Genomic DNA, 26,981 nt, shown 5'->3' with positions numbered 1-26,981 from the left:
ATAGACTCCTGCCATTCATCAAAAAAAAGGGAATCTGCCTAAACAAATTCCCCAATATCGAAACCTTTTACATCATCATTATGTCTGGAAGTATCAACGCTCTGATTTTCCGAATTACTTCGTTGTAAGAGTCTGGCAACCTTCAATGAAGCACCTTCCAATGAGTTCTCTAAAAGATTGAAAAGCTCCGTTCCCTCTATTTTGCGAATAATGTTGACTGCTTCTTCATCCAAAGCGGGCTCCGAAACTTCGTCCTGAAGCAACCGCCCCACAGTACTTAATTCCTGAAAGGTAACCCCTGAAGCAAAACCGCTCTCAATTTTTAAATCACCATCATGGCGCCACTCTTCTTCTTCATCTCCCAAGTCAAAACTGCCTGCAAAAAGCTCCTCCAAGTTTTTACTTACAGCAGAGACTGCTACTTCATCACCTCTGGTTTCTGAATCAAAAATACCGGCGCTCTCATTAAGATGTTGATTCTGGCTTTTAAGGCTATCAATTGGCAATGAAAGTCTTTGGTCATCTTTTATCTCACCCATTAAAATGTCAAACTTCTTATTTTTTTTGACGACCTGCTCAAAGTCATTTCGCTTCTTTGACCTTTTTTCAATCAGCAGCAGAATGATCGCGATTAATAATCCTATTATTATAATCTGTTCCATACTTGATAATTAAAAAATTGGTCGGTATTTGCTATTGAAATCGTCAGTGATTTCCTTTTCAAACATTTCAAAATGATACGCCAGGATATTATCCAGATAAGCATACAAAGAAATCTGATCATCGGCGATAATCTGGATAATCCGGGAGAGACGTTCGTGATATTCAGGACGGATATAAATACTTTTATCACCCCGCTTAGTCATCGTATGATGGGTTAGAAACTGCTCGACATAGCTAACATCTGAGGGCCTCTTATTCTTCAGTCTATTTTTTGTTGTACCTTTTTCCGTTGGAGGATCATCAGTCTGCGCAAGAACTTTTTTTGTCTGGACTTCCTGCCATAATGGACATCAGATATTGTTCATCAATGCCATTATCTTCCCTATTATTTTTTTCATATTCCATACGCTTATAATTTTACAATTCTTAAAAATTCCTCTATAAACTTGTCCAGCCTGCATTGAGCTAGCAGCTTAGAATCTGCAGGCAGCAATGTCGAACGGAAAACAGTCTTTGCCAATGACTCTCCTTCTTTCCGAAATCTTTTACTGTCTGCAATTGTTGTTTCCATAAGATGTAACCCTAAATCTATAATTACCTTACTGTAATTTTTGTAAAGAATCGATTTTTCTCTTCCATCTACCTGATTCCAAAACAAATGAATACTCTTAATCCCTGTTTGATTTTCTTTCATCAAAACATTGGTAAGAACATCAGTTAAACTTAACGTACTCTCCAATACTACACGATCCGCAGTAATAGGAGAAAAAATATAATTGACATTCACCAGGGTCCTTAAAATACCTGCCGTATTAACGGTTCCCGGTAAATCTAAAAAGATGACATCAGGTATAATCTCTGAGCCGTTAACATAAGCTTCCATTTCTTCTAAAACCTTATCGGTTTTACTCTGAAAAATGGGATACGCTTTTTTATTGATACTCGTAAACTGTTTGTGAGCCATCTTTTTTTAAAGTCTCATTCTGCATCACCATTTTTAGGTCTCGTTCTCGCATTTGTAGTAAACTGTATTGCGGAAAATCGCAGTCAAAAACAGCAACTTGATATCCCTTTTGATAATGAAGAAGACTCGCAATGAGTGTTGTAAAGGTGCTTTTTCCTACTCCTCCTTTTTGAGTTGAAAATGCAACAACTGTGGGTTGTTTTTTTGTTTTCATTTTATTGATTTTTAGTTAAACATATTTGATGGGATGAACGGTGCAGTCTTTTAAGCAGTAATGACTTCTAGCAGGCTATTTGGCTATCGCTAATACTGTACGAGATTCCTGATCGATGTACTGGCTTACATCAGTACTGAATGAATACTGCATTGCTATCCTGATAGATTGACTGTCTTGCTGCTATCTCTCACCAATGATATCCAGACGGCTGGAATGCCGGAATGCAAGAATGCTGGATTTCAAAAGTTCAAGATTTCTGTCAAATCTGCAATTAGGCGCTACTGCCTTCCATCAGGTACAAATAAATACTGTTTATATTTCAATGCTTTTCAATTGGTATTTTTTGTCTTTACTTGTCCGCCTTTGGCCAAATTCTCTGTACAGCAAATGTGAGCTGTAGTGGCTTACTTTGTTTGCAAGAGACTGAGGAGTCTTAGGAAATTGTAGCGTTTAATTGAGAGATGGCAATAATCTATTTCACTGAAGAGATTTCCTTTCACCTGAAAGGGGCAAGTTGTGTTTTCAGCATCTCGAAACCTTTTCGGCTGCTGAAAACAACTTGCCCTTTGCAGGGAGCCTAGAAACAATCTCCGAAGTCGTTGTTTTATAAAATTAAATTAGATCATTATGAATGAAAATGGAAAAGCCCCAAAAAAAGACAGGTCGTCGCCCAAAAGCTGATCCTGCTAAAATTAGATATACGATCTCTTTTAATGAGGTCGAACACTCCCGGTTTCTTGAACTTTTTGACCGATCAGGAATGACCGTCAAAGCTCATTTTATAACATCCTGCATCTTTGAAAAGACGATAAAAACTGTGAAATTGGATAAAGGAACGATTGATTTTTATATGAGGCTTACCTCATTTCACAGCCAGTTCCGTGCGGTCGGTATTAATTACAATCAGATTGTTAAACTGCTATACACTCATTTTTCTGAGAAAAAAGCGGCGGCTTTACTTTTTAAATTGGAAAAGCAGACTATAGAAATGGTGCAAATATTCAAAAAAAGTAGTTCAACTGACTGAAGAATTTAATCAAAAACATCTTAAGAAAGACGAATAATATGATTGCGAAAATTGGTAGAAGCAGCAATTTGTTCGGTACATTGTCCTACAATAATTTGAAAATAGAGAAGGAGAAAGGAAAAATTCTGCTGACTAACAAAATTATTGAAACGGCAGATGGAAAGTACACGGTAAGTCAGCTCGCAAAATCTTTTGAGCCTTATTTATTAGCCAATCGAAATACAGAAAAACATACGCTGCATATTTCTTTAAATCCTGATCCTAAAGATCACGTATCTGATCAGCAGTATACGGAAATCGCCCAGAAATATATGCAGGAAATGGGCTATGGCGAACAGCCTTTCGTAGTATTTAAACATACGGATATAGACAGAAGTCATATCCACATCGTTTCTGTTTACGTCGATGAGGATGGTAAAAAAATCTCTGATAAATTCGAAAAGGTTCGGTCAATGAAAGTATGCCGTGAACTGGAAGAGAAATTCGGATTAATATCTGCCCTGGAAAAAGAAAATAAGTTGAACAGCCCGATTTTTAAGGCGGTCGATTATAACAGAGGCGATATTAAAAGTCAGATTGCCTCAGTGGTAAGACATATTAGTTCTCAATATCAATTTCAGTCGTTGGGGGAATACAATGCCCTGCTCACTCTTTTCAATATTACTGCGGAAAAAGTGGAAGGAGAACTGCACGGTCATTTGCAAAAAGGTTTACTGTACTTTCCAACAGACCGGAATGGCAAAAAGACAGGCCATCCTTTTAAAGCATCGCTGTTTGGAAAAAAGGCTGGTCTTGATTCTTTGGAAAGGCACTTTGAGTCTTCCATAAAAAGAATGAAAAGTCTTCCTGTGAGGGAAAAGCTAAAAGAAAAAATCGTATTGACAGTACAATCTTCAAACGATGAAAAATCATTCACAAAAAAATTACAGAAAGAAGGAGTTGATACAGTGATCCGTAAAAATAATGAAGGAAGAATTTATGGAATGACATTTATTGACCATCCATCTAAAACAGTTTGGAATGGATCACGTTTGGGAAAGGAATGTTCAGCGAATGTTTTTAATGATCAATGGAATAAGCCAAGTGAGACGGGAGATAAGGAAATGAATGATCAACATATTTTTCATCTAAAACCTACTCAAGACAGTCATCATCTTTTCAATGCAGTTGAAAGTAGCGGAGATTCTTTTTTCGAATCCTTTGGTGGAATTCTTCCGCCTGTAAGTAATGAAAATGATTATGAAGAAATTGAATTTGCCAGCAGAATGAAGAAAAGAAAAATGAGAAAAAAGAAATAACTAGATAAGGTCTAATATAAACTGACAACGTTTTTCAATAGTATTTTTGGAACGATACAAGTCTCATAGCCAAGTTCAATATAGATCAGTTTCATCTTTATAAATTTCTACCGCTTCCTACCAACTTTGTTTGAGTTTGGACTGCCAAATAGCGCCATTTATTTACAAATATTCCCAGATATACCATAGTATCTACTTAGTAAATAATTTCCAGTCCTAACATTTAATGTAAAGAAAATGCAAGGAGAAGATGACGTAAGGGGATTAGCTAAAATTATGGGATTCATGAGAGCGGTAAGCATTATCGTTGTGATGATGCATCTTTACTGGTTTTGCTATGGATTTTTTGATAAGCATCAGTGGACAATCGGCATCATTGCAAAGATGCTGCATAATTTTAACCGGACTTCAGGTCTATTCTCACATCCCTTATATACCAAATTATTTGCAGTCATACTTTTAGGTCTGAGCTGCCTTGGAACAAAGGGCGTAAAAAGTGAGCAGATAACCTGGAACAAAATCATACGAACTCTCATAATTGGGTTTCTATTATTTTTCTTGAACGGCTGGTTGCTAAAATTTCACGACGACATTATTGTATATCTCTATTTGCTTTCTACCGGACTAGGATATATTTTGTTAATGCAGGCTGGTATATGGATGAGCCGTATATTGAAAAACAATTTGATGGATGATGTCTTCAACAGTGAAAATGAAAGTTTTCAGCAGGAGACTAGATTGCTTTACAATGACTACTCAGTCAATCTACCTACTAAATTCTACTATCGAGGACACTGGCATCAAGGATGGATCAATGTCGTCAATCCATTTCGTGCAACCATTGTTTTAGGGACACCCGGTTCAGGAAAATCTTATGCTGTAGTCAACAATTACATTAGGCAACATATCGAAAAGGGCTTTTCAATGTATATCTATGATTTTAAATTTGATGACCTTTCAACAATCGCTTATAATCATCTTCTACATCATTCCGATTCTTATACCATAAAGCCAAAATTTTATATCATCAACTTTGATAATCCTCGAAAAAGCCACCGCTGTAATCCATTAAATCCTGATTTTATGACGGATATTTCGGATGCCTATGAAGCAGCATACACGATAATGTTAAATCTTAACAGAAGCTGGATACAGAAGCAGGGTGACTTTTTTTGTGGAATCCCCAATTATTCTTCTGGCCGCTATTATCTGGTTTTTGAAAATCTATGATGATGGTAAGTACTGTACTTTTCCACACGCTATTGAGCTGCTGAACAAAAAATATGAAGATGTATTTACCATTCTGACATCCTATTCTGAATTGGAAAACTACCTCTCCCCTTTTATGGATGCCTGGCAGGGAGGTGCACAGGATCAATTGCAGGGACAGATCGCCTCAGCAAAGATTCCCTTATCAAGGATGATATCGCCGCAACTGTATTGGGTAATGACGGGAGACGATTTTTCTTTGGATATTAATAATCCGAAAGAACCAAAAATATTGTGTGTCGGTAATAACCCTGACCGTCAGAATATCTATTCTGCGGCACTGGGGCTTTACAACTCAAGAATTGTAAAACTGATCAATAAAAAAGGGCAACTGAAAAGCTCAGTCATTATTGATGAGTTACCTACCATTTATTTTAGAGGTCTTGATAACCTTATTGCAACAGCACGAAGCAATAAGGTTTCTGTTTGCTTGGGATTTCAGGATTTTTCCCAGCTTACCCGGGACTATGGTGATAAAGAAAGTAAGGTCATTCAGAACACAGTCGGAAACATTTTCAGCGGACAGGTGGTTGGTGAAACAGCAAAGGCTTTATCCGAAAGATTTGGTAAGGTTCTACAGAAGAGACAAAGTATATCCATTAACAGGAATGATACCTCGACATCTATCTCCACGCAACTAGACAGTCTGATTCCTGCATCTAAGATTTCAACCTTGACTCAGGGATTTTTTGTAGGTGCTGTTTCGGATAATTTTGATGAAAGAATAGAACAAAAGATTTTTCATTCGGAAATTGTCGTTGATACTGCAAAACTTTCAGCGGAGGAAAAGCATTATCAAAAGATACCGGAAATTCGTTCTTTTGCAGACGAGGACGGCAATGACGGTATGAGACATGAAATTGAAAAAAATTACAGAAGTATTAAAACTGATATTCTTCAGATCATAAAAAGTGAAATAGAAAGAATTTCTAATGACTCCGATTTGCAGCATTTGGTGCAGTAATTTGTAAATTAACTCAATAGCGAAGCCCTGACATTTATCTAAATTAAGTTGGTCTCACATCATGAAAGATAGATTCATCGTTTCTGTGTCATAATGATAATTATTGTTTACAGTCCAATTGTCAAAACTATAGCTTTAATCATAATTTTTACTTTTGTTAGGACTTTTACAAGCATATCTATTCTTGATGCTAAAGAGAATATTTGCAAATTCAAAAAAGAAAAATGAAAACCCTGTTTTAAACGTGAAAAACAAGCCGAAAGTTATATCTAGATTTTTTTTACAAATATTCATTATACCAACTCAATAGGATTCCAGTCGGTTTTAACAACAACATTATTTGGAACATCGGACACATCATTGTAACACAACAAAAACTTATTTACATAGGTTCTCCCCTACAAGGATATATTTCAGATGAGTTGTTTAAAAAATACCAATCGAGAACAAAACCAACAGAATCAGTTTCTCGACAAGAAGCAGATGAACTTAAATCATTTTTGACTTCAAAAATTGAGCGCACAATTAATGATTTCGAAAACGGCATCTTTATCCGCTACAACAAAAGCATCACTGGTATTGGCTTTCATCAAATTTCTATACAAGATGCTTTTGCGTACAAAAATTATCACTAGGATCTGCATTTGGGATACATAATGAGTATTAAGAAATTTGTTTAAAAAAGGTTCTCTTAAAAAATAATATTGATAACATTTAGATACTACGTAATAAATATCAGGTTATAATGATAGTTTTTTGATATTCTTCGCCTTATTGGCATTTCATCTTAACTGATATAAGGTAGGTCTATAAATTCATAGTTTTGTACTCAAACAATTATAGATGAATTTGCGAAGAAATAAATTAGAATATATCTGTCTCAAACCCGATGAACCACTAATAGATATAGTGGAAAGCATTTGGATGGTAAAAAACAACTCTGATGAAGAAAAAGAAGGCATTATAGTTCCGGATGGAAAAATAGATTTATTTCTGCTAGCTGATGAAAATGGAAATTTTGAAATTTTCATTTCCGGAATATGTTCTGCTCCAATCACCAAACCTCCATTTCCCAAATCTACAATGTTTGCAATAAGCTTTTATCCCATTGCTGCCGAATATATTTTCAACCAATCTTTTGCAGATTTAAATAACATCAAGAAAACACTTCAGACAGGGTACTGGGGATTTTCAAGAGATGATCTGAATGATTTTAATCAATTTTACCATAAAACTACAAAGGTTATTTCTTCGTTATTATCCAAAGAAATAGACGACCGAAAAAAAGAAGTTATTTAAACGCATTCATGCTTCTAAAGGAGAAATTACGGTAAAAGAACTCGAAGAAAATATTTTTTGGAGTAGCAGACAAATGAATCGTTATTTCCACAAATGGTTGGGCGTAACGCTTAAATCCTATCTAAATATAATCCGTTTCTCCAACTCATTAAAACAACTAAAAAATGGAGATTTCTACCCCCAACTCGATTATGCAGACCAATCACATTTTATAAGGGAAGTGAAAAAATTTGCAGGAGTAAAACCAATTATTTTAAATAAAAATGAAAACGACCGATTTATCCAATTTAGCCTGATGCCGGAAAAGTAATTTTGTTCTGTAATCAAAATAAGAATAAAATGAATTTAAATCACATTAACATCGTTGTGCAAGACGTAGATAAAGCTGTAAATTTATTTACAAAACACCTGGGTTTTAGTTTAATTGTGAATAGAAACAGCAAAATGGCAGTTCTGGAAAACGGCAATAATTTCGCCTTAGTTATTTGGGGACAGGAACTGAACCACAAAGAAAATACGCCTGAATATCCGGAAAATTTCCACATCGGATTTTATCAAAAGGATGAACAAGAAGTTTGGGATATTTATGAAAAGTTAAAACCTGAAGCTGACTTACAATTTGAAAATGAACCTAAGAAAATTAGGAATACGTTTGGTTTCTATTTCTTTTTTGAAAAGTTGTTGATAGAAATAAGTGTTAGTCCATTTAAGGATAATATTGCATAGCTTGCCAACCACCAATAGATCATTTAAATTAAGTGATCTATTAACTTTTTAGGGGAAAATTATAGCTAATAAATCTATAGCCGTACTTCTTATTTGGTCTTAAATTCAGTAGGTCTCATGTTGGTCAGTTGCTGAAAATTATTACTAAAAGCAGATATGTTCGAATAACCGACTTCATAGGCTATCTCCGTCATGTTCAGATCTGTATCTTTTATTAATTCCATCGCTCTGATAATACGCAGCATCTTTAAGTATTGAACAAAAGTGATATGCAATTTCGTTTGGAATAATCTGGTCAGACTTCTCACACTCATTCCCGATTGCTGAGCAAAACTATTTAAGCTTAGATTTTCATTTAATCGGTTTCTAAAACTGTCGATTATGGCATTGAGCCGCTGATCGTCCGTTGTGGGAAGTTGAATGGAGAATTTTTTGAGATTTTCCTTTGATAATACATTCTTAAGCGTGGATAGAAATTCAAATTCCCATGATCCTTTGTAATAATCACCTTGCCATTTCTCGCTAAATGAGAGCATTTCTGCCAGAAGCTTACTAACAGGATAAATACCCAGTTCATCATAAAAACTATCTGCTTTTTCATCTGGAAAATAGATGTTGATAATGTATAAATCCTGTGTATTAAACATCAAATTGTGAGGGTAGTTTTTAGGTATCCATATATAATGATTAGACGGAATATAGAAATCTTTTGCGTCTGTTTGTAAATAAGCAATTCCTCCATAAACCAATAATAACTGAGCCTTATCGTGCTGATGAGCAGGCAAACGCTGTTCAGTTTGCTGTCGCATCACGAGGATGGAGTCAGGATTTTGATCCACAATAGTTATTAATTGGCTAAGAATCTCCATATGGCCAAATATAGCAAACTTTAGGCTAATTATATAAAATAAAGGTTAGGTGTGTTGAATAATTTTGCTTTGTTAATAATAGCAGAATCATTATGAAACATAAAATTATAAAACCTGACAAGGATTTTGAACTTGAAAAACAAGCCGAAAAATCTGAATATAAATTATCTAGTGCAGATGAAGAAATTATTGATAAAGCTTATATCTACTGGTTGGCTTGTGCTTATTCGAGTCCTTTGATGCCAATGGTCGATTTAAGCTTTGCTTTTTATGAATTGAAAAGGATGTTAAAACAATGGTTAGAAAAGAGAAAGAAGCCAATCATTTATGAAAACAAAACTAATGAAAAATATAATACAGTTCCGATTTTGGGCATACTGTTACTGTTATTTGCACCCAATATTTACGCTCAGCATACAGAAAATGAACAATTATTAAGTTTGGAAGAAATATGGAAAGTTGCTGAAACGAATAATCGACAACTAAAACTATCCGACCTAAATCTTCAGCAGAGTAAAATAGAAATATTGGAAGCCAAAGATCGTTTATTACCGGAACTTTCGGTAGGTGGAGACGTAAAACTCAACTCCAAATTTCTGATTTATAACAATGGATTATTCTCTTCTCCACAGGATGTGCCTGTAAAAGGCTATGGATACGGAGTAGGCTACAACTTGAACTTTAATCTGTACAATGGTGGTAAAGACAAAAGAAACATTGCCATGAAAAAGGAAGAGGATACACGAAAACAATATGAAGTGGATCTGCAAAAGCATAGTGTAAAATATAATGTCGCAGTTGCTTATTTTGATTTGTATAAGTTTTTGCATTTCTATGATTTTCTTCATGCAGAGATTGAAGCAGAAAAAAAACAATTGAGATTGATAGAAAGTTTGCATAAAAACGGTACCGTACTAAAGAGTGATGTACTGAGAACCTCCGTGAAATTGTCTCAACTGGAACTTAATCTTTCTGATGTTACAAAAAAAGATTGAAATCACCAAACAACGGCTCAATATTCTGATGGGACGTGAAAATGATATGGGGTTAGCAATCAAATACGAAGATACAATTGAATTAAACGCTATCACAGACGGTGACTACAATGATTATGTAAACATTGCTTTTAATGAATCACCCGAGTTCAAAATGGTGACAAGCGATATTAAGGTGAGTGAATTGAACATTAAACAGGTAAAGGCTATGCAATTACCCAAAGTTTCTTTGTACGCTAACTATAATTACAACTATCCACAGATTTCCTTTTATCCGTATTCCAACGACTTGTGGGGATTTGGTCAGACAGGAATTAAAGTACAATATTCTATTGATAATTTGTACAAAAGTAAACACACCATTGCTCGTGCCCAAGTTGTTAACAATCAAGCTATAGAAAAAGCAGAGATGAAGAAGGACGAAATCTCTCTTCAAGTAAAAGAAGCTTATTTACAGCAGCAACAGGCTTTGGAGAGCGTGGAAACGGCTGAACAAAATATCATCAAAAGCACCGAGACCGTTCGTGTCATCAGAAGTAGCTACTTAAACCAGGAATCGCTACTGACCGATCTTTTGGAGGCAGAAAATGCTTTACTGGAAGCAAAATTCAATCTGATAACAGCACAGACAAACGTAAAAGTAAGCCATATCAGACTATTGACAATTGTAGGAATTCTTTAATACAACTATTATGAACAAAAATAAAACAGATAAAATTGTTGTAGGCCTGACCAAATGGTTTGGTATTGCATTATTCATAGGGATCATTATTTGGGGAGCTATCTATTTCTTTAAAGGATATCGCTATGAACAGACCAACGACGCTCAGGTAGATGCTTACTTGTCGCCCATAAACGCAAAAGTGGGTGGCTATATCAGTAAAATATATTACAAGGACAATCAGCTTGTTAAAAAAGGTGATACACTTGTTGTCATTGAGTTGGACGAGTATGGACTGAAAAAAGATGCTGCATCAGCAGAACTCATGAGTTCACACGCTAAATTACCGATTTTGACGGCGAGCGAAGAAACGCAACTTAAAAGTATTGAGGTTATAAAAGCACAATTAGCAGGAGCAAAAGCGAGATTGAACCAACAGCAAAAAGAATTTGACCGTTATAAAAATCTACTGGCGGATGAATCTACCACACAACAAAAATTCGACAACATCAGTGCTTCTTTATCCATTGCACAGTCAGATTATGATCAGGCTAAAGCTTCTTTAGAAGTAGCAGAATCTAAACTTAATGATTTCAGAGCTCAACATAATGCTATACAGGCAGAGATAAAAATTAAAGAAACACTTGTTCAAAGACAGGAATTGGACATTCGATATACGGTTATCACTGCACCTTTTGATGGGCAAATTGGTAAAAAGACCATTCAGGAAGGTCAATTGATACAAGCTGGGCAAACTTTGGCTTTTTTTGTTGAACAAAGCCGAGGAAAAATGGGTGATTGCAAATTTTAAAGAAACACAGATTGGCAACTTTAAGATTGGACAAGCAGTGTTTATAGAAGTTGATGCTTTCCCGAATGAAAAATTCAAAGGTACTATCGAATCACTTTCGCCCACCACAGGTTCACGTTATTCGCTACTTCCACCGGATAATGCAACAGGTAATTTTGTCAAAATCATCCAACGGATTCCTGTAAGAATTAAACTGACCGATACGCCTGAAAAATTAGGGAAACTCTCTGCCGGGATGAATGCTAACGTTTATGTTTTAAAAGATTAATGATGCAAGCACATAAAATTCCTATTTTCAAATCCTGGGTATCTGAATGGGTGGCGAGATCCGTCATATTTGCTATCCTGATGACCTGTCTGTTTAGTTTCGCTTTTTATGGTAGTCCGGTTGCAGCAATGGGTTTCTATGGGATAAAGCCTACAGATGTACAATATGGTATGGTCGTTATCTATGGCTCTACCGTAGCTTTCCTGGCACTTGATTTTCGGATCGTAAAATATTTTGCACCAAGGAAATATTTACTGATTGCTATTGCTGTAAATGCAATATGTTCTGTGATCTGTTTTCATTTCAAAGATTGGACATTATTTGTTATTTGCCAGTTTTTTCAAGGAATTACCTGTGCATTGATGTCAAGCATCGTCTTACAACTTATTTTCCCAAGATTACAGTCCGTACGTGCACGTGTGATTGCTTTTAGCATACTATATGGCAGCATACAGATTGCCGTTCCTTTTTATTCTATTTTTACCAGCGTGGTTATTCATTTCTTTGATTTTAACTGGCTATTCTACGGATTTATTATCATACTCATCATTTTGACAATTATTTTATTGCTAACAATGAACAGTAAAGCTCGATTTACCAAAAAGATTCCACTTTATCAGGTGGATTGGATAGGTTATCTTTTTTACGTGTCTTTTATATTAATCTTAGGATATATTCTAGTTTACGGACGACAATTGGGATGGTTCGGTAGTCCATTAATAACTTCGCTTAGTGTCGTTAATCTAATTATTCTTTCACTTTTCATCAGTAGAGAATTGAAACTTAAAAGACCATTAATCAACTTGCAGATTTTCAAGACAAAGAATTTTGTCATTGGGCTATTATTACTTTTTGCATTTTATATTTTTAAGGGAAGTACAGGACTTGCTTACGGCTATCTTGAGGTAATTTTAGGAAATGACCCACTGAGCACCATTCCGATATGGACGTCTGTAATTTTTGGAACTACAGTGAGTATGTTCATTACCTCCAGATTTGTCTTGATGGGCTACAATCTGATAAGAATGATTATTGCTGGCTTTGGACTCATGGCGATTTATTACGCTTATATGATACTATTTGTTTCTGTACAAGGCGAAACAATTGATTTCATTTTACCGATGTTTATTTATGGTGTGGCAACAGGAGTCTTATTTGTTCCTATTGTTTCGTTTACCGCTTCATCAGCACCGCCAGCAATTGCTATCAATGCATCGCTTGTTGGTATATTGGCTAGGTTTACAGGGTTTACAGCTAGTCTGGCACTGAATAACGAGCTTCAATTATTTGCAAAATCAGGAGTTCGTGAAAAGATTCGGGAAGCAGTTACGGAAACCAACCCTGAATTACCAGCTACCTTACTGGATATTCAAAATCAATATATGAACGCAGGCAGCGATATTTATACTTCAAAAACATTATCCTCAGCCTATATTAATCAAATGATAGGTCATCAGATATTGGCTCGTGCTACAAGAGATTATTATGATTGGATGCTGACAGGTGTGATTTTCGTAATTGTTATTTTGTTCTTTTTACCACAGATTCGACAAGTTGTTTTACGATTAGGGAAAGGTAATATTCCTTATTAAAACTTTTTTATGATTAGATTTTTAAAATGAGACTAATTAAAGTAGATGCCATAGATAAAAAATAATGAGTGGTAACCTGATTTGCAATCACCTAATTTAATAATGCTTGATAAACCAGAAACTTAAAAGCAATTCTGGTTTATCAAGCATAGGTCACTCCCCCCTCAATATTTTGAAAATGCTGAGAAAGATTATCGCTGACGATATTTAAAAACTTAGTCGGTCCCTGCTTCCTGTTTCGGATCTCAAAGATGGTCTTATGGAAGTTTCCAAGGTCTGTATCCAATGATTTTTCAACAGACTTGATCACTTCGCTAAGTTCAACATTTCCGCCGTTAAAGCACCGCATATGGTATAAGGCATAGACCAGCTCAATAAGTCCAACCTTGGATGCTGACCAGACTAATGGCGATGTAGATTTGCTGCTATCTCTATCTGATAAACCGTCAATCTGCTTTTTTAAATACTGGTCAAATTTTTCGTTCGCCATAAATTTGGCAATAAGCTGATCATGAGAGGTCGTGAAGCTGGTATCGAAATTGTAGAACCCCAATGAGAGTTTCATTTTAAGATCATAGGAATCCCTGACAAATACTTTATGATCCAGATAAGTCGCTTCCCTCCTATAATAACTGTAAAAATCAGATTGTTCTGCATAAAATTTTTCGAGCTTTCTCTGCTCTGCCTCATAGTATTTCTTCAAGGCTTTATTTCCGACATTGGGCTTATGAGATTCTACATCTAAAACCGTTGAATAATAAATGAACTTGGAAATGAATTTTGGTTTCAGCTTTTTGAAGAAATGAATTTCTTCGCCCAAATTCTCAAAATGATGAGCAGACACTAAAGACTTTAATTGTCTGATAGAATTATCGATTAAGATTAAAGATTTTTCTGCAACTTTCAACATATCATTTTCATCATACATTTCATTGATCTTAAGCTCTAAATCTTCATGCAGTTTTGCAATTTTTCTAAAAATAGTTTTTGTTACCATGTCCTTTTTTTAGAAATTTACAAAAAAAACGTTTAGCGACGGCTCATTCAGCTGATTCTCAATTCTTTTTTCCGCTTTTTGATGTAATCTGTTGGTCGGATGCCATTGATATCGTAGAAAAGATTTGAAAAATTCTGACGGGCTGCAATCCCACACTCTTCTGCCAAGGCTTCTATGGTGTAGTTGAGGTATTTAGTATTGGTGTTTAAGAGGTTTGTTATATAATTGATCCTGAGTTCTGCAATATACCTTGTGAAATTCATCCCTTTATTCTCATTGATATAGATGGATAGATAATTTGCATTGGTATTAAGTTTGGCAGCAATACTATTTTGAGTAATGCCTTTCTTTGTAAATTGCAGTTCTCTCTCGAATTTTTCCAGCCTTTCACCAATGTCAGATGTTACTTCAGGCGTCAGGAAAGTTTTTCTTAAGGAGTATTCCTGAGATTGCTCTTCAACAGTATTGGCAATGCCATAAGAGCCTTCTTCAATTCTCTTTTGCAGTAGGTCATATTGTTTTTTTATTCTGCGGTCCTTCCGGTATCGGATGACAAAAAATATAATAGTAATCGTACTCGACAAGATCAGGAATTGGGCGATCCGCATTTTTTTCCTGCCTGCCTTCTCAATGTCTTCTCTTTGCTCAATGAGTGACCTGCGGTCGTACTCCTTATGAAGTTTTCCTGATAAGTATGGATAATCCTTGCTGATCATACTGTCCGCCTTCAGAAGCTGATCAGTATAATACAATTGTTTGTCGAGGTCTTTGTTTTTATAATAGCTGATGAGATAATTGTAACTTTTATAAACCTCCGGTAGGATAAATCCTTCTTTGACAAAGATGGAATCGATTTTACTGTAATAGCCGATCACAAAATCATCCAAATTCTTAGCCTCTGAGATCTTTCCAAGGTAATAGTAAATGACGGATACCCATGCAAAGTCATTTCTTTTCAAGATTGCAGGTAATGCCCTGTTGAGATCCGACGCCGCACCATCATAATCTTTCTTCAAAAATTTGGAGATCCCTATACATTTTAGAAAATAGCTGTTCTCCAATAGAAAGTCACGGTCACCCTCAGTCAGTTTATATCCCAATTTGCTCAGACTGTCACTTGTGGAGACATTTTTTAAGTACCGATTGACAACGGTCATTTGATGAAGTGAATTGAGATAGGCTTTCTTGTTGTTGAATTGTAGGTTTTCATGCAGACCTTTTTGATTCATGGCCCTTTCATAAAATTGAGAACATTCCTGAAAATGCTCAAGGGCTTCATCATAATATCCCAGATGTTCCTTGACGATACCTAAATGGTAAATTACTTTGTAATGCTGGTATTTATCCTTTGAGCCTTTTGAATAGTCATAAGCTTTCATATATTGGTTTAAAGCAAGTTTGTATTTCTTCTGGTAGAAATAATATATAATGCCTTTGCTTAAATAGTCTTTGCTGATATCGTCTTTAGTCCCCTGTTTTATACTGACCGTCAAAGCACTGTCTGCATAACTCATCTTGTTATGGTAATCGAACTGCCTACCATCCCTGTACCCCTGAATTAATTTCGGGATATTGTTTTCCGATTTTGCTTTTTGAATGTATGCTTTCACGAAAGGCATGGCACGAACATCATCGATGGTCATTTTTTTCGTAATGGTCTCTGATTTCTCTGAAAGTCCTGAGCTCTTTTTGCTGTGAAAATAATAATTGTGAATAGGCAGAAAGCAGGACGAGAAAGTAATTTAACTTTTTCATATACTGATTATTAGAACCTCACCATCTCAAAAATACGGATTTTGATTTTAAATAATGCCTTTAGCAGCCAGCGAAGACCATTCAATGTATGATATTCTGTCACCACCGATAAATAAGCCTTTACGGACATTTTTGTGATGGTACAATTTTAAAATTGAGACGTATCTATTTTAAAATTGCCCCACAGGACAGTTTTTTTCCGGCCTCAGCGCTAATAACTTTGGCTTCAGAATTCTAATTCAATCCGACGTCGGGATAACCAAATCAAAAGAAATTACAATGAAAAAGTTAATCCCAATTTTTAGTATAGCAATAGCTGCAATGAGTTTACAAAACTGTTCGAACCGAGATGAAGATTTAATACAAGACGACAACTCATTTGATGAAGTTAAAATGTCCATCATGAAAAAAGATTCTGCAAAATCCTCAGAAGAAATTATAGATCCCGACCCGCCGGTAAGAGATGGTGATAACTGGAGGACAGAGCATAAAGATTAATCAATTCATGAACTATGATTCCTCATACCTCCATATCAGCTGCCACAGGCTTACCATGTCCGGAAAGTGGCATCTGGGAGAGTATGGGGAATTTCAGAACAACTGTAACATTATTTAAAGGTGAACCGATGCCTGACTATTGCGGAATGAAGATCAAATGGAGACTGATTCAGGTCTGTTAAACATATTAAAAACAAAGCCATGAAATCTTTTAAGACGATTTTTGTCAAAGGTGTTTCCTACTTTTTTTATCCTCTTGTTTATTTATGCGAGTGTGAGTAAACTGTTGGACTTTGAGAATTTCCAGGTACAGTTAGCGCAGTCACCATTATTGAGTGCTTATGCTGGAAGTATATCATATTCCGTAATTATTATTGAGTTACTTATTGCTTTGTTACTGAGTTTAAGCAAAACCAGACTTTTAGGTTTATTGGCATCTTTCGGACTTATGATCGCTTTCACGGTATATATTTATCTTATTTTGTATCATAGCGAATTCGTTCCCTGTTCTTGTGGCGGCATATTAGAAAATATGGGTTGGGCAACACATTTAATTTTTAATATCATAACAGTTATTTTAGCAGCATTGGCAATAATCTTGAGCACCAGTTCTGAAAATAAATCTCAAATAATTAGAACTTTATCTTCACGTATATTATCTATGGTAGTTACTTCTCTTTTTGGCGCTGCCATCGTAATTTTTCTTTTCTATTCATCTGAATATATCATTAAAAAGGAAAACAATTTTACAAGAAGATTTCTAAATCATCCTATTCTTCAGGAGAATTTTATGGAATTAGGAATTGACTCCTATTACTTTGCAGGCGTCAGCGGCAATTTCATTTATTTAGCTAATAAAACTTCACCCTTTCAAATTCTGAAAATAGACCTACAACTCACATCTTCCAAGCTAATAAACCTCGTTCCGGAAGGTAATTACAGATTTAAATCATTATCATACGAAGTATTAGGGCAAGAGTTATTTGCTTTCGACGGTAGTATTCCAATTATTTATAAAGCTCCTATTACAGATTCTGAAATCAAACTTAAGACAATTAGCCTAAATGATGCCTTCTTTAGCCAAATAGTCGCTTTAGATTCATGCAATTTCGCCCTGAGAACAAAGACAGAATACAATACTGATAATGTTTTGGGGTTACTGAATCTTAGTCATAAGCCAGAAGTAAGGCTTAACAAAAGTATTCTTTCAGCGAAAGATCAGAATATTTTTGATACTGACGGCAAGCTTCTCTTTGATAAAAGTAACAAGGAATTGTATTACATATTTTTTTATCGAAATCAAATTTTGAAAATAAGTAACAGTCTCAATTTGATTGGTACTATGAAAACGATTGACATCACGTCAGTATCCAAAATAGAAACAATAAAGCTTAAAGATGGAACTATTAAAATGAGCAGACCACCTCAAGTTAATAATCTGTCAACGAATTTACATCGGGGGCTCATATTCAATAAATCAGGTTTAATGGGGAAATATGAACCCAAAGAAAGCTGGAAATCATCGTCAATTATTGACATTTATAAAGTCAATTCTTCTCAATATTGGGGCAGTTTTTATGTACAGCACCGCGGCGGTAAATCATTGTCTCATATGCTTGTCACCGACCATTACTTGTTTGCTCTGGTCGGAAATGATCTCATCCGTTACAAACTTAGACAGCCAATCACAGATGGGATGAATGGGGTTATGCCGAAAAACCATAAAAAAGAGTAGGTAAAATTTTTAAACATCAATTATTATGAAAAAGCTAAGATCAGCAATTTTACCATTGGTAATTGCAACAGTAGGTGTAGGAAGTGCATTTGCAACTACAACAAAAAAGAATACCAACTCTGTTGATATTCAAGGTTATCTGTTCCGACCAAATGAAGTGGAACAATGTCAGCCGATGTCAAAGTTCTGTGACAACAATGGAGCATTCGATTGTACTGTTTCAGGACCTGGCACAGAAGCTTTGAGAATTTTTAACGGCACAAGTTGCCCAAACATTCTTAAGCACAGTGTTGCTAATTAAAGAAGAAGGATGCCGAGAGGCATCCTTTTTTTAGTTCATTTTTAAAATCCATTCTGGACTTTTAACGTCCTTAAGATGAAAATCAAACCATTGAGATATTCTGCTATACAGATCTACTCTATTTTCAATTTTCTGCAAGCTGTGGTCATCATCAGGATAAAAAAGTGCAATGACGGGCTTATGATTTCTTTTAAGGGCTAAGTAAAATTCCATGGATTGCTGCCAATCGATATTTTCGTCTTTTTTACCTGTCCATAAAAGTATAGGAGCCTTAACATTTTCAGCGTGATAAACAGGGCTGTTGTCTATGTATAGCTCTTTATAGCGTGTAAAATCACCCGGCATTCTGTACTGTCCGTTTTCAAACTGCCAATAAAAAGGTCCATTCCACAAGTAATTGTATGAATGGTATGATCTAACGAGATCACTGTTGCCAGCACCTGCCACATAGGCAGCAAACTTACCAGATTGTGTAGCAATAAAGTTAGTTTCATAACCTCCATGAGAATGTCCTATCAGTCCTACTCTTGAAAAATCAATTGATGGATTATTGCTTAAAGCGTTCATTGAACTTTCTACACAATCTAATGCAGAACGTCCAGTCCCCCTCTCATCAAATACAATTTCGGGCAGAAAAACAAAATAACCGTTTTCGATAAACCTTCTGCTGTTGATTCCTTCTGTACTTCCGAACATTCCATCGATAAGATATTGATTGCTTTCAAATCTCTGGCTTTCATAAATGGATACAACCATTGGATATTTTTTATTTTTATCAAAATTCAATGGATAAATAAGCGTACCTTTTAGTTCAGCTCCTTTTGAATTCCTGGCTGATATCCATTCGGATTTAATCTTCGTTGCTCCTTTATCCTGCAACGCACTATCATAAAGATCTTTTTCAATTTTCCCCTTTAGCCAGATTTGCGGCGGCTTATTCATATTGCTTCGTACAAATAAAAGCTGCAGTCTTGAGGAATAGTCGAACATTTCTGAAATGTAGTCCTGGGTTGGCGGAATAAGCATTGTGAGTGATTGACCATTAAAAGAAGCAATCGCATTGGTATTATCTTCTTTTTTCCAAAGATGTATTAAGACATTTTTATCGGCAGGATACGATGTTTTGTAAATCGGTGAACCGAAACTAATAGGCGTCTGCTCTCCATTTACCAGTTTACTTCTAAAGCCACTTGGAAGTTTTAAAACCTGATGTCTTTGTGATGTTATATTGTAAACATCAAGCCTTTCTTCGTTTTCAAACAACAAGGTTTGTGAATCTTGAGAAAAATAAACTTTTCTTGAAGAATTTACAGGAATTATTTTCCTTTCTCCATTATTAATATCAACCAAAACCCACTGTCCGTCTTTAAGCGTTATCATATACTTCCCTTGTGTATCAGTGTAAATAACATCACCGGACTCAATTAAAAACTCATGTTTCTTTGAAGCAATATTGTACCTATAGATGCTGTAAGGAAAGGATTTCTTTGTAAAGTCCTTATGCTGGTAGAGATCATAGGATAGCAAAAAATTGGGGTTACCTACATAAAAAGCGTGACTGTGATCTTTATCCTGCAACGATGTAACATCACCGGATTTGAGATTCCAAATCAATATTTTGTTTTCGCTATTATCAAAAAACCGCTGATCAATTTTATTATCATTTCCATACCATAATTCCACTTCATTTTTATCTTTAGAATCTGAAAAGAAATTGAGATTAAGGAATATATTATCCTGATCAATTTCAATTGGTGTCATAACAGCCGATTTTATGGGTTTTGCTCCATCGTACTTAAACTCTTTCGTAAAGTTATTAGTCGAATTATGATAAAAAATCTTAAATTCTTTATCATGTTTCTCATAAACAATAAATGAGTTTTCAGAGATCCTCCTCGCAATCAGACCAGGCTCGTTCGAACTATGCAATAATACTGAATGTTCTTTCTTCAATAACCAGAGCTGATATTGATTCTTTTCTTTCGATACATAAAAAAAGTCTTCATTTCTCAATGACGTATTTACAATGTCTGGGACGACACGGAGTATTTTTCCGTACTCATCATTTATTAGTAATGAATCATTTCTTGCGATGACTACCTGATTTTGGCTTCTTATATACTGTGCAGAAGTTACACCTTTCCACTTTTTCTTTTTTTTAGATCGCAAGTCGATAACTTCTGCATCTGAACCAGTACAGAAGAATAGCTGACCGGATTTTGTAAAACGTTCAGAATGGCTGTTTGGAATCTGAAGCATTATCGCATCCTGATTTCTGGTATCAACTACCGAAAGTGTATCCTTATTCTGCTCGTAGGATTTTTTGAAAATCACAAATCTTCCGTCCGGCGATAATTGCGGTGACAAAATGCCAAAATAATGGTTTCTTAAATTTTCAGGAATGGTATAATTTTCAGGGTTTCCCTGCGCCATAAAAGTGACAGGTGACAGCAGCAGAAATAGAAGTATTTTGATCAGTATATTAATAACCATTGTTCTGAGGATTTAATGATGGGTTAAGTGCCAATTCTGAAAGCGGAATGGGCCATAGGACATAAAAGCTCTTCCAGTTCGGTTTGACTGTACTTAAAATGTCAAGTTTTTCATTTCTTTTTAGATTGAGAAAGCGAATGCCTCTTTCAGAAAAGAATTCCCTTCTGCTTTCCGATAGGATTTCTGCCAGTAAAACGTCTTTTGTAATGGTACTGGAAACATCGACCAATCCGGCTAAATGACGGACTGCATTGAGATAGTTGACACCTTCTGCGATTCTGTTTTGTTGAGCCATTACTTCCGCCATTAATAAGTAAGCTTCCTGCAACCTGAAAACAATGGAGTATTCATCCGTATTGCTGGTAATGGTTTTGTACTTATTGATTTTATAATAGGTTTTCTGACCAGTTGTTATTGGAGAAAGCCAGTTTGTTTTTCTCAGGTCACTCGCTGAAAAACTGGACATCAGGTTATCAGAAGCTGAGTAGTAACGGGGTACGCCAGAAGAAAAATTATATAGGGATGCTTCAGGTGTTGCAGCATTGGCAAAAATTGGCTTTAACTGCCACAAAATGTGTTTACCCTCTTTTTTAAATGTTTCGGAAAGATCTTGTGGGAAACTGTATAATGGTGAATTAATAATCCCATTCAATAATCCTTCTGCCTGATTCCACTGTTTTAACCGCATATAAACAAGAGATGATAACAAATCCAAAGTTTTCCTGTTGACATAAATTCTTTCGGCATTGCGGTAATCAATATCTACGAGAGGTGTAGCTGTTGAAAGGTCTTGTGACACTCTCTGCAAAATCTCATTCTGGTTTACTTTCGAGATGGATTGGTTAACATTATAATCTGTAGAAGTAATGTAAGGGATGTCACCGAAAATTTCCGTGAGATAGTAATAGATCAGCGAACGGATAAAAATAGCTTCTCCTTTAATCCTGTTTTTATCTTTCTCACTGATAGCAGTTGATTTATCAAGTCCTTCAATGATGGCGTTCGCCATATAAATTTGCCTGTAGGAATTGCCCCACACTAATTTAACCGTCGTATTCGAGGGATTTTGAATATTGTTAAACAAATCCATTGAGGCATTGTTTGAATAGATATCGTATCCATCAAGATCATCCGTGTAACTTCCCAATAATCCACCGGAGCCAGTGGCTCCGCCTGCAATGATTGAAAAGGATTGCATTTCTGCATATAATGCTGAAAGTGCACCTTCTGCCGTACTGGTGGATTCAAAGACCTGATCAGCTGTAAGCTGGTTGATTGGCAGGTCTACTTCCACCATCTTTTCACAAGAAGTAATCGACAGAAATAATACTAATATTAAAATTGTATTCTTTATTGTTATATTCTTCATAATCTTTGTTTTAAAAGGTAATTTGAACACCCATCGAGTAGGTTTTAAATGGCGGTGTGTAGCCCGTCAGCAGAAATTCAGGATCGATTCCGAAATAATTAGTCCACGTCAGGAGATTCTGTCCTTGCAGAAAAATCTTAGCTTCTGACAAAAGTTTGCCCTGTAATGGAATTCTGTAATTCAGCTGGATATTCTTCAGCCTTATATAGGATGCATCGCTGACTGCGGCTGTACTGAATTTTAGATACGTGGTCATTGTAGATACTGTAGCATTACTTCCCGATGAGTAGGGCATAATAATACCGTCGGGATTTGCTGGTGACCATACATTCGAGAATATTGCAGGCTGATTGGACAGTGTTCCCGGAATATTCATATCTCGGTAGTAATTGGTTTGTCTCTGCTTGACAAATTGCAATAGGAATGAAAATGAAAGGTTTTTATATTTGACTTCGTGCTGCCAGCCTCCGAAAAATTTCACTCCTATGTTTTCCACAGTCTGTGCATCATCAAGAATCGATATTTTACCGTCATTATTGGCATCTTTAAATCGATACTGTCCTGTTACAGGATCTATGCCCTGATATTCCAAAAGTTTGAGTACAGTTGTCGGTTGTCCTACACTATACATCGTGGCATACGGTGAACCTTCCAAACCCGGAAACGAGATCAGCTTATTTTTTGGAAAGGAGATGTTAAATCCTGTATTCCAATTCCAGTCTGAGCATTTTATAATATGAGAACTAAGTTCAAACTCCCAACCGCTGTTTTCAATAGTCGCATTGAGGTTAGCCTGCACAGATGAGAATCCTGTAACCAAAGGCAATTGAAACCCAACCAGCTGATTGGAAGATCGGTTCCTGTACCAGGATGCCGTAAGGTTGATACGGTTCTTAAGGAATGAAGCCTCCATTGCTGTTTCCAGCTTCTTAGTCTTCTCCCATGAAAAATCCGGGTTAAAAAGTCGTGAGGGAGCAAAACCGGGAATGGAATTGTATGGTGAAGTCGTTACTGAATAGGTGTTCAAATATTGGTAATCCCCTATTCTATCACTTCCGGTAATCCCATAGCTTCCGCGCAGTTTGGCAAAGCTCAGCCAACTCACATTTTTAAGAAAAGATTCTTCGGACATAATCCAGGCGGCTCCTACTGCACCAAAGTTGGCAAATCGTTTATTGGGACCGAACCTACTCGAACCGTCCCGACGACCCGTAATATTTAATATGTATTTTTTGTCATAATTCCAGTTTACTCTTCCGAACACAGCAGCATAACGGTATTCAGTTTCATTGAGACCTTCGATGTTAACCACAGAAGCCGCAGCAACATTGTAAAGCAAGGCGTTACTTGAATATCCTGTTCCCCTGACTGCTAATGATTTTGAAATGGTTTCCTGATATGAAGCTCCTGCTAAAACTTCAACTTTTGACTTTCTAATATTTTTAGTCCATGATAGCTGGGGCTCCAAGAGATATGAAAAGAAATGCGCATTATTAACTGCTGAGGTGGAGTTAGCTGAACTTGCTCCGGCAGGAAATGCAGGATTGTACATCGTATTTGGTGACAATGTGTTTTCCTGTAAATTCCAATAATTAATTCCACCGTTAAGCTTTAGTCTAAAATCTTCTGACAAAGCGTAGGCTACACTAATATCTTGGTTCAGTCGTAAAGTCTTGGCTTCATACGTTCCGTTAAGTGCTGCCAATGGATTGCTGAATGTGTTTTCCTGCCAATTGATATTGCCATTGGTAGTATACAAAGCAGGGGCATTGGGTGCAAGCGATAATGACTGCCTTGTGAAATCACCGTTCATTACATTGTTGGACTGGAACGTCAGATAGTTGGAAGCGGTTAGTGAAAAGCGTCGGTCACTGCTGTTGTAGCTGTAATTGCTGTTCAGTACATTCGTTTTATATCCTGAACTGCCGGGATAAACCGTTCCTTGTTCCTCATGGGAAGCGCTGATCAGAAAAGAAGAGCGATCTCCTCCTCCGCTGATGGACATTTGGGTCTGAAAATTTTCTGCGGTATTTCCTATCAGCACTTTCTGCCAGTCGGTATATCTTGATTTGTCCCATTTTCCGTTAAGGTCGTAAGCTGAAGCAGGAAGTGTTGTAATACCATCGTTGGCAAATGCCTGCTCTCTCATCTTAAGGTACTGCTCGGTACTCATCATTCCCAGTCTGTTGGCGACTTTGCTTAAACTGTAGCTGGTGTTAAGACTTAACTTTAAATCTTTGCCATTTCCCTTTTTGGTTGTAATGAGAATAACACCATTACCGCCTCGTGAACCATAGATTGCCGTAGCATCTGCATCCTTAAGAACTTCTATGCTTTCGATGTCATTAGGGTTGATTGCATTAAGAGGATTGACGTTCCGCATCGGTTCAATACCTGTTGTGTAGGTGGTCGTGAGATCGCCACCAACAGCAACACCGTCAATCACATATAGTGGTTCATTACCGTTGATCAAGCTGTTGGTAACCGTTCTTAAACTGTTTCGTCCCCTGATCTGAACATCAAAGCCTCCTGAATTATTACCGCTTGAGCTTGTAATGTTGACGCCTGCCATTCTTCCCTGTAATGCAGAGAGGACATTGTTGACAGGTTGGTTTTCTATGTCTTTTGCTGAAACTTTAGCGATACTACCGGTTCTTTCTTTGTCTTTCACCTTGTAGTAGCCTGCGTTGAGAATAACTTCTTCGATTCCCTTTACTTTCTGTTCTAAGCTGATATTAACGACGGTCTGATTAGTTAGTGTGACTTTTTCTTCTGCATAATCAGGATGTCTGAACAATAGGATGGGATTTTCTGCTGAAACCTTTATCGTGTAGGTTCCGTTATTAGCGGTCATGGTTACCTCATCACTGCCCTCCTGGGAGATAATGACTCCCGACAATGGTATATTGGATGAGGTGACGGTACCGGAAATTGTGCGTGTTTGGGCTTTTGATTGAGTGCTGACAGCGGTCAGCATAAGGCCAAAGAAAATACCTCCTATATGGTAATAGGAATTTTTCATAGATTTGTAAAGGTTTTTAATTTTCTAAAGATTAATTACTGAACTACGCTCTTTCCTGATGTTTTAGTCGACTGACAGGAAGGGGCTTTTTACATTCTTCTGTTTTTAAGTTGAGTAGTTTTTTTGATTCTTTTTTTTAGTAAAACTTTCCTGATGCCCTTTGGTATGAAAAAGGACTGGTGAGGTTCTGCAAGCAGTGACCGCAAGGCACCGGAAAGAATTTAATATGAATGAATCTGTGTCCCGTGTGAGCTTTTTTAAAGCCGCAATAGGTTGTACCCTCCTATTGTATCGTGTAATCTGATACTATTTTTAGGAAGCGGGCTTAGATTTTTAGCGACTGCGGACAACATTAGAAAAATAAAGCGTGGAACTCACTACATCATCGCTTGTACTAGAGGCATCGCCAAACACCTTGCAACAAACTCCGTAAGTAAGCCCACGCCTAGGTCGTGAGCTACTTTACTTATGGTCTCGTTGCGTTTGTTTGAAAATTGGCGATTTTCTAGTACGAGATTCTAAGCAATAGCTTCTAATATTCTTTGAAGTATCGCAAAATTACTTTAATAAGTAATCTTTTCCAAATATAATAAAAAAATACAATGTGGGAAATAATACCCACTAAATATTTTATCTTTCTATGGAAATTGCTATCAATTTGATATTGATATGGCAACAAACTCTGAAAAAATTGCATTTCTAACAGGTTTCGGAAAAAGAGTTCAGGCTTTAAGAGAAGAAAAACAACTTAGCCTTAGGCAATTGGCGCAAAATTGTGAGATCGACTATAGCGATATTAGTAAAATTGAAAAAGGTTTAAGAAATATTCAAATGTCTACAATATTAGAGCTATCTAAAGGATTAGATGTACCTCCCCAAGAATTATTTATTTTTAAAATAAGTGATAAATCCTAGCTAATGGTTAGGATTTTTTTTACTTATTAATTTCCTGATAGTACTGATCAGAACATTGATCAAGAACTTCTTCTGTTTCTTTTAATTCTTTCGCTTTTCGTTGCAATTCTATTTCCTTTTGTTTTAGTTTTTTCTCAGAAGCATTAAGCTTTGTTTCGCTTTGGTAAAGAGACAATAATTTTGCGATGATTGCAATTGTTGTAATTGTGCTGTAGATTTTTAGTGTTTTCATATTTGTGGTTTTTGTAAAGATAAAACAATCCTTAAAATTAA

21 protein-coding genes and 4 pseudogenes are annotated in these 26,981 nt (G+C 36.1%); 15 read left to right on the top strand and 10 right to left on the bottom strand.

Features of this window, described 5'->3' with window-relative positions:
* Nucleotides 1-38 precede the first annotated feature (38 nt).
* The 3 genes and pseudogenes from AAHI02_RS19705 to AAHI02_RS19695 all read right to left on the bottom strand — a co-directional run bounded on the left by AAHI02_RS19705 (nucleotide 39) and on the right by AAHI02_RS19695 (nucleotide 1,841).
* Entirely contained in the window at nucleotides 39-662 is a 624-nt protein-coding gene (locus AAHI02_RS19705) for a hypothetical protein (RefSeq protein WP_322924912.1), read from the bottom strand.
* A gap of 9 nt (nucleotides 663-671) precedes the next feature.
* A pseudogene (locus tag AAHI02_RS19700) lies at nucleotides 672-929 on the bottom strand (DUF3408 domain-containing protein); the annotation flags it as partial.
* A gap of 143 nt (nucleotides 930-1,072) precedes the next feature.
* A pseudogene (locus AAHI02_RS19695) lies at nucleotides 1,073-1,841 on the bottom strand (ParA family protein).
* A 640-nt stretch (nucleotides 1,842-2,481) separates the two neighbouring features.
* Between AAHI02_RS19695 and mobA the strand changes: the two are divergent.
* The 5 genes and pseudogenes from mobA to AAHI02_RS19670 all read left to right on the top strand — a co-directional run bounded on the left by mobA (nucleotide 2,482) and on the right by AAHI02_RS19670 (nucleotide 8,427).
* A pseudogene (gene mobA, locus AAHI02_RS19690) lies at nucleotides 2,482-2,908 on the top strand (conjugal transfer protein MobA).
* A 1-nt stretch (nucleotide 2,909) separates the two neighbouring features.
* A complete protein-coding gene (gene mobB, locus AAHI02_RS19685) occupies nucleotides 2,910-4,169 on the top strand; it encodes a conjugal transfer protein MobB (protein WP_322924905.1) in 1,260 nt (419 codons plus the stop codon).
* Between the two features lie 237 nt (nucleotides 4,170-4,406).
* Nucleotides 4,407-6,402: pseudogene (gene mobC, locus AAHI02_RS19680) on the top strand (conjugal transfer protein MobC).
* 924 nt (nucleotides 6,403-7,326) lie between these two features.
* Nucleotides 7,327-7,701 (top strand): DUF6597 domain-containing transcriptional factor, encoded by a 375-nt coding sequence (locus tag AAHI02_RS19675; protein WP_346984626.1) that lies wholly within the window; start codon nucleotides 7,327-7,329, stop codon nucleotides 7,699-7,701.
* 339 nt (nucleotides 7,702-8,040) lie between these two features.
* Nucleotides 8,041-8,427, top strand: coding sequence for a VOC family protein (locus AAHI02_RS19670; RefSeq protein WP_322924900.1), 387 nt, complete (start codon nucleotides 8,041-8,043; stop codon nucleotides 8,425-8,427).
* Between the two features lie 89 nt (nucleotides 8,428-8,516).
* Here AAHI02_RS19670 and AAHI02_RS19665 read toward each other — a convergent pair whose 3' ends face one another.
* Nucleotides 8,517-9,296 (bottom strand): AraC family transcriptional regulator, encoded by a 780-nt coding sequence (locus AAHI02_RS19665; RefSeq protein WP_322924898.1) that lies wholly within the window; start codon nucleotides 9,294-9,296, stop codon nucleotides 8,517-8,519.
* Nucleotides 9,297-9,388: 92 nt separating this feature from the next.
* On the opposite strand from AAHI02_RS19665, the gene AAHI02_RS19660 reads away from it, so the two are divergent.
* From AAHI02_RS19660 to AAHI02_RS19640, 5 genes are read left to right on the top strand one after another with little or no spacing between them, the layout of a single operon-like run.
* The gene (locus AAHI02_RS19660) at nucleotides 9,389-10,291 is read left to right on the top strand and encodes a TolC family protein (protein ID WP_346984625.1); all 903 of its coding nucleotides are present in this window, start codon (nucleotides 9,389-9,391) and stop codon (nucleotides 10,289-10,291) included.
* Entirely contained in the window at nucleotides 10,272-10,973 is a 702-nt protein-coding gene (locus AAHI02_RS19655; protein ID WP_346984624.1) for a TolC family protein, read from the top strand. Before AAHI02_RS19660 ends, AAHI02_RS19655 begins: the two co-directional genes overlap by 20 nt.
* Before the next feature lie 10 nt (nucleotides 10,974-10,983).
* A complete protein-coding gene (locus AAHI02_RS19650) occupies nucleotides 10,984-11,763 on the top strand; it encodes a biotin/lipoyl-binding protein (protein WP_346984623.1) in 780 nt (259 codons plus the stop codon).
* Nucleotides 11,747-12,031 (top strand): HlyD family secretion protein, encoded by a 285-nt coding sequence (locus tag AAHI02_RS19645; RefSeq protein ID WP_346984622.1) that lies wholly within the window; start codon nucleotides 11,747-11,749, stop codon nucleotides 12,029-12,031. The genes AAHI02_RS19650 and AAHI02_RS19645 overlap by 17 nt, the downstream gene beginning before the upstream one ends.
* Nucleotides 12,031-13,623 carry an MFS transporter gene (locus AAHI02_RS19640; protein ID WP_322924892.1) on the top strand — a complete coding sequence of 531 codons (1,593 nt, stop codon included), beginning with the start codon at nucleotides 12,031-12,033 and terminating at the stop codon, nucleotides 13,621-13,623. Before AAHI02_RS19645 ends, AAHI02_RS19640 begins: the two co-directional genes overlap by 1 nt.
* 142 nt (nucleotides 13,624-13,765) lie before the next feature.
* Here AAHI02_RS19640 and AAHI02_RS19635 read toward each other — a convergent pair whose 3' ends face one another.
* Together AAHI02_RS19635 and AAHI02_RS19630 are read right to left on the bottom strand one after the other, a co-directional pair.
* Nucleotides 13,766-14,620: an RteC domain-containing protein gene (locus AAHI02_RS19635; protein WP_346984621.1), complete on the bottom strand. Its 855-nt coding sequence runs from the start codon at nucleotides 14,618-14,620 to the stop codon at nucleotides 13,766-13,768.
* Between the two features lie 47 nt (nucleotides 14,621-14,667).
* Nucleotides 14,668-16,263 carry a helix-turn-helix domain-containing protein gene (locus AAHI02_RS19630; RefSeq protein ID WP_346984620.1) on the bottom strand — a complete coding sequence of 532 codons (1,596 nt, stop codon included), beginning with the start codon at nucleotides 16,261-16,263 and terminating at the stop codon, nucleotides 14,668-14,670.
* 391 nt (nucleotides 16,264-16,654) lie between these two features.
* Here AAHI02_RS19630 and AAHI02_RS19625 point away from each other — a divergent pair, with 391 nt between their 5' ends.
* From AAHI02_RS19625 to AAHI02_RS19610, 4 genes are read left to right on the top strand one after another with little or no spacing between them, the layout of a single operon-like run.
* Nucleotides 16,655-16,873: a hypothetical protein gene (locus AAHI02_RS19625; RefSeq protein WP_322924887.1), complete on the top strand. Its 219-nt coding sequence runs from the start codon at nucleotides 16,655-16,657 to the stop codon at nucleotides 16,871-16,873.
* A gap of 14 nt (nucleotides 16,874-16,887) precedes the next feature.
* Nucleotides 16,888-17,055 carry a hypothetical protein gene (locus AAHI02_RS19620; protein ID WP_322924886.1) on the top strand — a complete coding sequence of 56 codons (168 nt, stop codon included), beginning with the start codon at nucleotides 16,888-16,890 and terminating at the stop codon, nucleotides 17,053-17,055.
* Nucleotides 17,056-17,105: 50 nt separating this feature from the next.
* Entirely contained in the window at nucleotides 17,106-18,608 is a 1,503-nt protein-coding gene (locus tag AAHI02_RS19615; protein ID WP_346984619.1) for a MauE/DoxX family redox-associated membrane protein, read from the top strand.
* A gap of 25 nt (nucleotides 18,609-18,633) precedes the next feature.
* Nucleotides 18,634-18,909 (top strand): DUF6520 family protein, encoded by a 276-nt coding sequence (locus AAHI02_RS19610; protein ID WP_322924882.1) that lies wholly within the window; start codon nucleotides 18,634-18,636, stop codon nucleotides 18,907-18,909.
* Between the two features lie 30 nt (nucleotides 18,910-18,939).
* Here the strand turns inward: AAHI02_RS19610 and AAHI02_RS19605 are convergent, their stop codons facing one another.
* Genes AAHI02_RS19605 through AAHI02_RS19595 form a run of 3 tightly spaced genes read right to left on the bottom strand, consistent with a single transcriptional unit; the run spans nucleotide 18,940 to nucleotide 25,793 of the window.
* A complete protein-coding gene (locus AAHI02_RS19605) occupies nucleotides 18,940-21,402 on the bottom strand; it encodes a prolyl oligopeptidase family serine peptidase (protein WP_322924880.1) in 2,463 nt (820 codons plus the stop codon).
* Entirely contained in the window at nucleotides 21,392-22,771 is a 1,380-nt protein-coding gene (locus AAHI02_RS19600) for a RagB/SusD family nutrient uptake outer membrane protein (protein WP_322924878.1), read from the bottom strand. The genes AAHI02_RS19605 and AAHI02_RS19600 overlap by 11 nt, the downstream gene beginning before the upstream one ends.
* Nucleotides 22,772-22,781: 10 nt before the next feature.
* A complete protein-coding gene (locus AAHI02_RS19595; protein ID WP_322924876.1) occupies nucleotides 22,782-25,793 on the bottom strand; it encodes a SusC/RagA family TonB-linked outer membrane protein in 3,012 nt (1,003 codons plus the stop codon).
* Nucleotides 25,794-26,462: 669 nt separating this feature from the next.
* Here AAHI02_RS19595 and AAHI02_RS19590 point away from each other — a divergent pair.
* Complete coding sequence (locus AAHI02_RS19590; protein WP_322924874.1) at nucleotides 26,463-26,708, top strand: helix-turn-helix transcriptional regulator; 246 nt, start codon at nucleotides 26,463-26,465, stop codon at nucleotides 26,706-26,708.
* A 19-nt stretch (nucleotides 26,709-26,727) separates the two neighbouring features.
* On the opposite strand, the gene AAHI02_RS19585 is transcribed toward AAHI02_RS19590, so the two are convergent.
* Complete coding sequence (locus tag AAHI02_RS19585) at nucleotides 26,728-26,940, bottom strand: hypothetical protein (protein ID WP_322924872.1); 213 nt, start codon at nucleotides 26,938-26,940, stop codon at nucleotides 26,728-26,730.
* Nucleotides 26,941-26,981 lie beyond the last annotated feature (41 nt).

Source organism: Chryseobacterium sp. POE27 (genome assembly GCF_039727685.1).
GTDB lineage: Bacteria > Bacteroidota > Bacteroidia > Flavobacteriales > Weeksellaceae > Chryseobacterium.
This window is presented reverse-complemented; position numbering and strand designations above follow the sequence as displayed.

Excerpts from the sequence above, each read along its gene's own strand:
- AAHI02_RS19705 (WP_322924912.1), bottom strand. The coding sequence starts at position 662 with ATGGAACAGATTATAATAATAGGATTATTAATCGCGATCATTCTGCTG.
- mobB (WP_322924905.1), top strand. The coding sequence starts at position 2,910 with ATGATTGCGAAAATTGGTAGAAGCAGCAATTTGTTCGGTACATTGTCC.
- AAHI02_RS19675 (WP_346984626.1), top strand. The coding sequence starts at position 7,327 with ATGGTAAAAAACAACTCTGATGAAGAAAAAGAAGGCATTATAGTTCCG.
- AAHI02_RS19670 (WP_322924900.1), top strand. The coding sequence starts at position 8,041 with ATGAATTTAAATCACATTAACATCGTTGTGCAAGACGTAGATAAAGCT.
- AAHI02_RS19665 (WP_322924898.1), bottom strand. The coding sequence starts at position 9,296 with ATGGAGATTCTTAGCCAATTAATAACTATTGTGGATCAAAATCCTGAC.
- AAHI02_RS19660 (WP_346984625.1), top strand. The coding sequence starts at position 9,389 with ATGAAACATAAAATTATAAAACCTGACAAGGATTTTGAACTTGAAAAA.
- AAHI02_RS19655 (WP_346984624.1), top strand. The coding sequence starts at position 10,272 with ATGTTACAAAAAAAGATTGAAATCACCAAACAACGGCTCAATATTCTG.
- AAHI02_RS19650 (WP_346984623.1), top strand. The coding sequence starts at position 10,984 with ATGAACAAAAATAAAACAGATAAAATTGTTGTAGGCCTGACCAAATGG.
- AAHI02_RS19640 (WP_322924892.1), top strand. The coding sequence starts at position 12,031 with ATGATGCAAGCACATAAAATTCCTATTTTCAAATCCTGGGTATCTGAA.
- AAHI02_RS19635 (WP_346984621.1), bottom strand. The coding sequence starts at position 14,620 with ATGGTAACAAAAACTATTTTTAGAAAAATTGCAAAACTGCATGAAGAT.
- AAHI02_RS19630 (WP_346984620.1), bottom strand. The coding sequence starts at position 16,263 with ATGACCATCGATGATGTTCGTGCCATGCCTTTCGTGAAAGCATACATT.
- AAHI02_RS19625 (WP_322924887.1), top strand. The coding sequence starts at position 16,655 with ATGAAAAAGTTAATCCCAATTTTTAGTATAGCAATAGCTGCAATGAGT.
- AAHI02_RS19620 (WP_322924886.1), top strand. The coding sequence starts at position 16,888 with ATGATTCCTCATACCTCCATATCAGCTGCCACAGGCTTACCATGTCCG.
- AAHI02_RS19610 (WP_322924882.1), top strand. The coding sequence starts at position 18,634 with ATGAAAAAGCTAAGATCAGCAATTTTACCATTGGTAATTGCAACAGTA.
- AAHI02_RS19605 (WP_322924880.1), bottom strand. The coding sequence starts at position 21,402 with ATGGTTATTAATATACTGATCAAAATACTTCTATTTCTGCTGCTGTCA.
- AAHI02_RS19600 (WP_322924878.1), bottom strand. The coding sequence starts at position 22,771 with ATGAAGAATATAACAATAAAGAATACAATTTTAATATTAGTATTATTT.
- AAHI02_RS19595 (WP_322924876.1), bottom strand. The coding sequence starts at position 25,793 with ATGAAAAATTCCTATTACCATATAGGAGGTATTTTCTTTGGCCTTATG.
- AAHI02_RS19590 (WP_322924874.1), top strand. The coding sequence starts at position 26,463 with ATGGCAACAAACTCTGAAAAAATTGCATTTCTAACAGGTTTCGGAAAA.
- AAHI02_RS19585 (WP_322924872.1), bottom strand. The coding sequence starts at position 26,940 with ATGAAAACACTAAAAATCTACAGCACAATTACAACAATTGCAATCATC.